This window comes from Methanospirillum sp., from assembly GCF_035406105.1.
Lineage (GTDB): Archaea > Halobacteriota > Methanomicrobia > Methanomicrobiales > Methanospirillaceae > Methanospirillum.
The window spans coordinates 1-8,032 of record NZ_DAONKG010000111.1 but is presented as its reverse complement, the minus strand read 5'-3'; the positions used below and the strand labels follow the sequence as shown (position 1 = coordinate 8,032).

13 protein-coding genes are annotated in these 8,032 nt (G+C 41.7%); 3 read left to right on the top strand and 10 right to left on the bottom strand.

Features of this window, described 5'->3' with window-relative positions; translation table 11 throughout:
- The coding region (locus PLA23_RS07860; RefSeq protein ID WP_324474785.1) for an ABC transporter ATP-binding protein at positions 1-1,112 on the top strand (1,112 nt) is incomplete at its 5' end.
- On the opposite strand, the gene PLA23_RS13780 is transcribed toward PLA23_RS07860, so the two are convergent.
- Positions 1,103-1,387, bottom strand: a complete 285-nt coding sequence (locus tag PLA23_RS13780) for a DUF8150 family protein (protein ID WP_502883606.1) — start codon at positions 1,385-1,387, stop codon at positions 1,103-1,105. The two genes, PLA23_RS07860 and PLA23_RS13780, sit on opposite strands and share 10 nt — an antisense overlap.
- Positions 1,388-1,457: 70 nt before the next feature.
- On the opposite strand from PLA23_RS13780, the gene PLA23_RS07855 reads away from it, so the two are divergent.
- Positions 1,458-1,628, top strand: a complete 171-nt coding sequence (locus PLA23_RS07855) for a J domain-containing protein (protein ID WP_324328415.1) — start codon at positions 1,458-1,460, stop codon at positions 1,626-1,628.
- Positions 1,629-1,793: 165 nt separating this feature from the next.
- On the opposite strand, the gene PLA23_RS07850 is transcribed toward PLA23_RS07855, so the two are convergent.
- The 3 genes from PLA23_RS07850 to PLA23_RS07840 all read right to left on the bottom strand — a co-directional run bounded on the left by PLA23_RS07850 (position 1,794) and on the right by PLA23_RS07840 (position 2,946).
- Positions 1,794-2,243, bottom strand: a complete 450-nt coding sequence (locus PLA23_RS07850; protein ID WP_324328442.1) for a class I SAM-dependent methyltransferase — start codon at positions 2,241-2,243, stop codon at positions 1,794-1,796.
- A 24-nt stretch (positions 2,244-2,267) separates the two neighbouring features.
- Positions 2,268-2,396, bottom strand: a complete 129-nt coding sequence (locus PLA23_RS07845) for a hypothetical protein (RefSeq protein WP_324474783.1) — start codon at positions 2,394-2,396, stop codon at positions 2,268-2,270.
- Positions 2,397-2,721: 325 nt separating this feature from the next.
- Entirely contained in the window at positions 2,722-2,946 is a 225-nt protein-coding gene (locus tag PLA23_RS07840; RefSeq protein ID WP_324328412.1) for a hypothetical protein, read from the bottom strand.
- Here PLA23_RS07840 and PLA23_RS07835 point away from each other — a divergent pair.
- Positions 2,885-3,970: an ATP-binding protein gene (locus PLA23_RS07835; protein ID WP_324328441.1), complete on the top strand. Its 1,086-nt coding sequence runs from the start codon at positions 2,885-2,887 to the stop codon at positions 3,968-3,970. The two genes, PLA23_RS07840 and PLA23_RS07835, sit on opposite strands and share 62 nt — an antisense overlap.
- Before the next feature lie 131 nt (positions 3,971-4,101).
- On the opposite strand, the gene PLA23_RS07830 is transcribed toward PLA23_RS07835, so the two are convergent.
- The 6 genes from PLA23_RS07830 to PLA23_RS07805 all read right to left on the bottom strand — a co-directional run.
- The gene (locus tag PLA23_RS07830) at positions 4,102-4,302 is read right to left on the bottom strand and encodes a CooT family nickel-binding protein (protein ID WP_324328410.1); all 201 of its coding nucleotides are present in this window, start codon (positions 4,300-4,302) and stop codon (positions 4,102-4,104) included.
- A 306-nt stretch (positions 4,303-4,608) separates the two neighbouring features.
- Positions 4,609-5,355 carry an ABC transporter substrate-binding protein gene (locus PLA23_RS07825; RefSeq protein ID WP_324474781.1) on the bottom strand — a complete coding sequence of 249 codons (747 nt, stop codon included), beginning with the start codon at positions 5,353-5,355 and terminating at the stop codon, positions 4,609-4,611.
- 36 nt (positions 5,356-5,391) lie between these two features.
- On the bottom strand, positions 5,392-5,802 hold the full coding sequence (locus PLA23_RS07820) for a TroA family protein (protein WP_324474779.1): 411 nt from the start codon (positions 5,800-5,802) through the stop codon (positions 5,392-5,394).
- The gene (locus PLA23_RS07815) at positions 5,799-6,644 is read right to left on the bottom strand and encodes a class I SAM-dependent methyltransferase (protein ID WP_324474777.1); all 846 of its coding nucleotides are present in this window, start codon (positions 6,642-6,644) and stop codon (positions 5,799-5,801) included. Before PLA23_RS07815 ends, PLA23_RS07820 begins: the two co-directional genes overlap by 4 nt.
- Positions 6,645-6,691: 47 nt before the next feature.
- Entirely contained in the window at positions 6,692-7,492 is an 801-nt protein-coding gene (locus tag PLA23_RS07810; protein ID WP_324474775.1) for an ABC transporter ATP-binding protein, read from the bottom strand.
- Positions 7,492-8,032, bottom strand: a 541-nt coding sequence (locus tag PLA23_RS07805) for a FecCD family ABC transporter permease (protein WP_324474773.1), incomplete at its 5' end; no start/stop codon positions are given. The genes PLA23_RS07810 and PLA23_RS07805, both read right to left, overlap by 1 nt.

Genomic DNA, 8,032 nt, shown 5'->3' with positions numbered 1-8,032 from the left:
CTCTTCCAATCCGAAACGGAGGTATTGTACTTCTGGGTGATTCCCTTCAAACCTGGTCATTTCGCGATTTTGGGACGAAAGTGGGTTATGTACCGCAGGAATCAGATATAAAATTCAAATATCCGGTATATGATGTGGTTATGATGGGCAGAAATCCCCATATCGAGCGATTTCGTTCTCCATCAGACGCAGATCACCAGGCGGTGAGGAGGGCTCTCACGCAGACCGGAACCCTGGATCTTGCTGACCGGCCAATTACTGCATTATCCGGAGGTGAGCGACAACGGGTCATGATCGCCCGGGTACTTGCACAGGATCCGATTCTCCTTCTTCTGGATGAACCCTTCGCCCATATCGATATTCATCATCAGTATGAACTCATCAGGATTATCCAGGAGACATCCAGGGATAAAAGGGCCGTTATCGGGGTTTTTCATGATATCAATCTTGCTGCTGCGTACTGTGATCACCTCGTGCTCATGCAGGACGGAAAAATCCGTGCATATGGAAAACCAAAAGAGGTCCTGACCACCGAGCTTATACACGAGGTATTTAAGATAAATCCGGTTATCGATATCAATCCCACTACCGGAACACCCTTTGTGTATGTCGAGGAGAAATGGAAAGAACCAGATGTCCATAAACGCAGGATTCACCTGATTTCAGGTGGAGGAACGGGAACATACCTGATCTCTCTTCTGAGCAGATCCGGATATTCACTCAGTTGTGGGGTACTGGGTGAAAATGATTCAGACTGCCTTATGGCAAGAAAGTATAAAATCCCAACTCTTGCAGAACCACCTTTCTCCCGTCTCTCTCTGGAAATGGAAGAAAAATTAACCGAGCTGGTTCAGAAAGCCGATGTTGTCATCGTAACATCAATGCCAGTCGGGTGGGGGAATTATCCAAATATCCGGGTTCTTGAACAGATTGATCCAAAAAAGATAATATGTATTCTTCCTTCTTCTGAACCATATCTCCCGGATTATACAAGTGGAGCCGCAACTGACACCATAAAAAGACTTTTGTCAAACGGTGCATACATGGTATCAAGCCCGGGTGAACTTCTGGAAATACTGCAAAAGACGCAAATCGTGAATGATTACAAGTAATTCTCTTCACTTACTTTCTTTCTAAATCTCTCAGGCATGGGTGGAGATCCTTTTCTTCGGTCAGATAATCTCCGGGCAGTTTCAATCATATGGAGATATTGCGATTTTGTAAGGGGATATGATTTTCGATTTTGGAACTGATAATTAATAAATTCACTTTGTTTTTTACTCCATACTTCATTTGGGACAGAAAGAACCCATTCAGTAGATCTCATGATAAATGAGATCCGGTCTTTTCGACTTTTTTCCCGGAATTCATTATCAGGTGGAATCATAAAGTAACCTTAAATGATGAATAGAATTACTTTAACAGTTTTTCATCAATAATACTAATAGGTATTTCTCATGAAAACGACACCGGATATTACTCTTCAACAAGCCGCAAAAATACTTGGATTTTCTGATAAAGCCAGCCTGATAGAAATCCGGAAACGGTATCATGAATTCGTCAGGGAATGGCACCCGGATGTATCAGTCCATGAGCCTGATGAATCCCATGAGATGATGATACGGTAGAAAGAGGCGTATGAAATTCTTGTCGATTATTGTGTGAATTACCAGGTCACATTTCCCAATGAAGGGGATAATAAACGACAGATTTCCCGATCAATGGTATACTGGCAGAAACATTTTGGTGATGATCCGATTTGGGGATAACCCGTTGAAACCGTAACAGGTTGTTCAGACGTCATCACTTTTGTGAAATGTTAAAATACAAAACCCCAGCCTGCAATCAATTGATGTGATATCAAATCCAGTCCCGGTGATCATACGAATCACCTCATCACGCTCATAAAACCAAGCATGTGAAAGAAATCTGCCCTTATCCGGACGTGCCAGATATCGCTCTGCAATAATTCCCCCTTTTTCAATACGTGCAACGAGGAGCTTCCCATCATGCATGAGTATTCGATGGATCTCACGGAAGGTCTCCTCAGGTTTTTTCAGAAAACAGAGAACGGTTATCATTACAACCATCTGGTAAGTTGCAGCCTTTATCGGATCTAATTCCCCCACGGCACGGATAACCTCAATTCTTCTATCTTTCGCCATCAAACCAAGAGCCCGGGACGGTTCAATACCAAACCGTATACCAAGCGGCTCTGCAAATCGCCTCCTACCAACCCCGATTTCAAGAGCAGGAGAAGGAATATCTCAAATAGCCTCACTGATCCGTTTTAATTCATCCAGATATACATCACGATGATCGAAAAACCACTGATCATACTCGGCAGCATACTCTTCAAAAACAGTGAGAGGCATGAAATCAGGATCAATTTTCATGTAACCAGGTTTTCACACGTTCCATAAGAGCGGCATCACAACGGTTTAACGTGGAATAATCAGGCTTGCCATTCTGGTAACAATACAGCATTGAATAGAGAAAATCAGAGGTAAATTCCATCACTTCTTTTTTGAATCGCACTTCAAAACTTGATTCGTTCAGAAACCCCTTGATTGAATAACAGTCTTTTCAAATTGATAAAATCCCTCCCCAAGACCGGGGAGCATCTCCAGGCTTCCGTAGTATTTTAAAAAATCCAGAAATTCGGGGTTGACTTCAGTATCAAGAATAAACTTTTTCATAAACGAACCGTCAGCACAATATTTATGGCGATTCGACCTGATAATTCGCATGGTGGGCGATCTCCTGTATAGCAGCAGCAATCTGACACTCTTCATCGGTGGTAAACCATGAAGGACTGATCCGTACACATCCGGCTCCGTCATCTATTGCTGTGTGCAGTAATGGAGCACAATGAAAAACGGTTCTGACAACGATATTATCAGTACTATCAGGGATTCGCAGGTGTGGAAAGAGTACAATACTCACACGCCTGTCAAAAATAATCGACAGCGATTTTCTTTACATTAATTTTGATGATATCAGGTTTTCAGATTTTAGTCAGGAAAACTTCCAGCATATCTATGAGATTATGGGAGAACTCTTTGAATCAGATGCACCCGTGATCCTATTACTGGATGAGATTCAGAATATCCCTGGTTGGGAACGCTGGCTGAATAATCTTCATACTTTTAAGATTAAAACAATTGTAACCGGATCAAATGCATCGGTTCTCAGCTCTGAACTGAGCACATATCTGACAGGGCGACACAAAACAATCAGGGTCCATCCATTTTCATTTAGGGAAAACCTTCGATATTACTCCATAGCCGATGTGAATCCTGAATTCATCTCATCAACACAGAAGGGAGAAATAATCCGCTATCTTAGAAGATACCTTGAAGAGGGAGGATTTCCTGCAGTTATCCGTTCTAGTGATATCTCCCTTTCCGAACAGTACCTGACAGATATCATATATAGGGATATTGTGAGCAGATTTGGAAATCGTGAGATTAAGGAATTGAAGGATCTGATAGTGTATCTGATATCAAATGCCGGAAGGATGATATCATACAAAACACTTGCTGAAATTACCGGCCTTAAAAGTGTAAGTACGATCAAAAATTATCTTGATTATCTGGAGCAGGCATTTCTTCTCTTCCGGATTGCGCCACTTCATTATTCTCTCAAAGCAACCAGCAGGGCATCACATAAAATCTATGCAGGAGATCTAAGTTTCATCCAGTCGGCAGGGTTTCATCTGACCGACGATATGGGTCAAAGAATTGAAAATCTTATATTCCTTGAGTTACTCCGAAGATACCAGGAAGTATACTTTTATTCTGGTTCTGGAGCATGTGATTTTCTGGTAAAAAGAAATCAGGTAATAAAAGAAGCAATTCAGGTATCCTATTCACTCATTAATCAAAAAAAATCTGGACCGGGAGGTAAAAGGACTTGTAGAAGCGATGGAAAAATTCAATGTGAAAAAGGGACTCATCCTGACTTTTGAAGATGAGGAGTTATTTGATATTCCTGATAATGGAATATCGGTTGTTCCAATTTGGAAATGGCTGTTAACGGCCCCGTAAAAACGGATAATTATTTAATCGGAGATGCATAAGACTCTGAAACAACCGTTGGTTAACTCATCTTCCGGAGTATCAACTCCTGTTTCATCGTGCTAACCGATTCAATATAGACGTTTTCAACAAACTGAGAAGTACCTATTACATCGATGAGGGCAACTGATGTGTCTTTTTTTATCGCACCTACAATATTGCGGGTTATTCTCTTCTGCTCTTCAGAATCTGCGTTCTTTACATATACGGTGAATTCGCACATATGACCCTCCTGATATGTATCTTATGGATCTCGTAATATTCTAATTTCTCTTGTAACCTTTTTCCTTAATGCTTTTATGTCTGATTGTCATCATCAGGAACGACTTTTTAATTAACAGACATTTCTGATAGAGTAGGACTTACGCAACCTGTACCTTGACTTAAATGTTTGGAAATTCGATTGCGGTAACTAAATGAAATAATAACTTATATATTTTAATAATTACTCATTCTGCGTAAGTCCTATAGAGAAAACAACCTACGAGAAATTACCTCCTTATATTACAGGGGTCAATGAAAAATAGGGTTAGTTTCTGACCCAGTCCATCCACTGGGCAGAGATCAGTTGATCGGCCGTTTTATCATCGACATTGTAGACATTCTTATAAAATGAAATCAGCCAGTCATATAGATTTATATCTGCAAATTTATCAGGATATGCCGCTTTTGCCATTACCATGAGTTCAATTGGATATTCTATCCTTTTATCACAGTTAGAGGGAAGCCAAGGGAGTGATGTGACCCTCTGATTCTTAATTGCGTCCATATTGTTTGCCAGATCCTGATAGTAAGGAGCAGAATAGAGTTCTTCCACCGGATGGAATCCCCAGTCAGTTGCAAGGAGGATTACATCAGGCTCTAATGCCAGTATCTGTTCGGTATTGACTTTAACAAAGTGTCCTTTCTGTTGGTATGCATTCTTTGCGTTTACGATCTGTTCAAGGAATACTCCTTCAATAGTATCAGTACCCCAGACATCCGCAGCAGAACCCTCTCCCCGTGTCTTTGGTGACAAACCAAGAACCAGAACAGACGGTTTTTCTGCATCGGGAATGTCTTTTGTTCTTTGCTGCACAAATGTACGATCCTGTTCAAGATACCCTGCAAGCTTATCTGCCTCAGCCTCTTTCCCAAAGAGTTTTCCAAGCAGACGAATCTCACCATCAATCGTGGAAATATCTGTGCAATCAGAACACCCATACATCGAATTTGGACCATAAGTGACAAAGACAGGAATCTCCAGTGACTCGATAGTATCGATGGTCTGTTTCATGGTAGACTCATCGGTATAAAACGTACAGTCACTGGGTCAGATAATAACGACATCAGGTTTTAATTCAGCGATCATCTCAAAGTTTGGGGGAGCATTATACTGGGCTACGAGAGGTAACTGCTTGACATCCGGACGGAGACTAGAAAATGTATTCATTCCACCGGTCATCGTAATATTCGAACCACTAACACGGGGAACATCCACTTTCCAGTCCTGCTGCAGACAGGTAGAACCTACTCCCACCAGAGTCTTATCAACTCCAAGACTGTACATCACCTGCTCAGCAAGCCCGTCATCGATACAGATTACCCGCTGAATATCGGCAGGAACCTCTATCGAAGCTCCTCTCCCATCAGTAACTGTTCTTGTTTCTCCATCTGCAATGACCGGAAAAACCATTATACACATTGCAATAACGCAAATGCAGATAAAAATACTATGATTCATGTATTCCACCTTAAAACCATACAATGATAATTTTCTTCATGTTCAAACCCAGACTCTGTTTTTTTCATATGCTCATTCACATATCTCCTGAACACTTCAGCCTCTTTCTGATACCTGATATGATGATGATAGTAAAAGAAATCAGAGATCTCTTGTTCATCAGCAAACTTTTGAGACAGGGAGAATTTTCCATATGTCACTTCAGGAAACAGCCCCATCGAATATAAAAGATTAAATAGAATATCGGCGCGAGGCATGGGACTATGGGCCATACCGGTTATTTCCGGAAGAATGAACCGATAGATTTTTTCGAATCCAGGTTCGTCGGCAAACCAGATAAGAATCACCGAACCAGATGAGTATCGGTTCATCTTTTCAATTGCAGCCTGAATCTCCGGCATTCCAAGAGACATGGAGGCAAAAACCACATCAAAGGTGGAGGAGATGTCTTCATCTGTAATATCCTCCCATCTTTTCTGAATTGATCTGATATTTGATACTTTCTCTCTATCTGCATACTCATGCAGAACATCCAGCATTCCGGCAGAAGGATCAACCACAGTGACATGGCTGACTTTTTTTGCAATTGGTATTGATAATACCCCCGGACCTGAACCAATCTCAAGGATCCTGCTGTCTGATTGTAAAGGTAACTGATCAATAGACCAGGCAATCCGATCAAATCCTTCCTCTTCTCCTCCACCATAGTCTTTCAGATACCTTCGTGCAGATTCAACACTATCCCACCAGTTATTATATGCATCCGGTTTTGGCATTGACGATTGAATCAGTTGATTCTTCCAGATCTCATTCCAGTTTATGTTCATAGAAAATCCATCCATCTTTCATTCCTATTCCATTTAATCATTTGAACCATTTTTATTTGACATTACATGCTATCACCAGTGAGTACCTCAGTCCTGGAGATAACATCCCGGGGGAGAATGAGAGGTATGCCATCTAATTTTCTGATAGCACAGGAACCACTATATAGTGTGTTTAGTATATCCTGAGACATCACATCCCTAGGATCTCCAGCCCCAATAATCCCATTTCGGCTCATAACAATCGCATGATCACAATACCATGATACATGATTCGGATTATGAGTGCAGGCAAGAATCGTCATCCCATCATCCGCAATATCACGAATAACCTTCCAGACCAGGTGCTGATTATGATAATCCAATGCTGCTGTTGGTTCATCAAGAAAGATTGCCTGGGTTTTCTGAGCCAGGGACCGGGCAATCAGAACCATCTGCCGTTGTCCTCCGGAGAGCATGGTATAGGGAATATCAGCAATATCTGATATGCCGATGAGATCCATGGCATCCATGGCGATTTTTTCATCCTCTCTGGAAAGTCCGAAGATACCTCCAAGATAAGGACTTCTCCCCATCAGGACTACTTCTGAAGCCAGGTACGGAAATGGAGGACGATGCTCCTGAGGAACATAAGAGACTACTCTGGCCACTTCTTCTACTTTCAACTTTGATATATTACGACCTTGAATGTTAATGATCCCGGTATAATTTCTTAAAAAACGGAGGGCACATTTAAACAAAGTTGTTTTCCCTGAACCGTTCGGCCCAAACAGCCCGCATAATGCTCCTTTTTCAACATGTAGAGAGATGTCGGATAGTACCTTGACCGGACCATAAGAGAATGAGAGATTTGAAATTCGAAGCATTATGCACCACCAAAGATCATCTTCCCCCTGGATTTTATCAGGTAACAGAGATACGGGGCACCAAGTATCGATGTGATAATCCCAATCGGGATCTCATGTGTTGTCAGTGTTCTCGCCAATGTATCACAAATGATAAGATAGATTCCACCCATCAGAGCAGCAGTCGGGATGACATACCGGTTATCTGGCCCAAGGAGCATTCGTGCTGCATGTGGCATCATAAGACCAATCCATGCAACGATGCCGACAAGAGATACAGAAAAGGCGGTAATCAGAGTTGCAAGAGAAACTGCAATAATTTTGGTCTTCTCAGGATTTACTCCTAGAGACCGTGCCTCTTCATCGCCCATGGAGAGTACATTCAGTTTCCAACTATGATACCAGAGAATACCAAATGAAAGAACGAGAACCGGAATAATGTAGAGCACATCAGCCCATGTTGCATAGTAAAATCCCCCCATCATCCAGAAAACAATTTCACGAAGGGCATTTGTATCTGCGGTATATTTCAGGATTGATACAAATGCCATAAATAGGGAA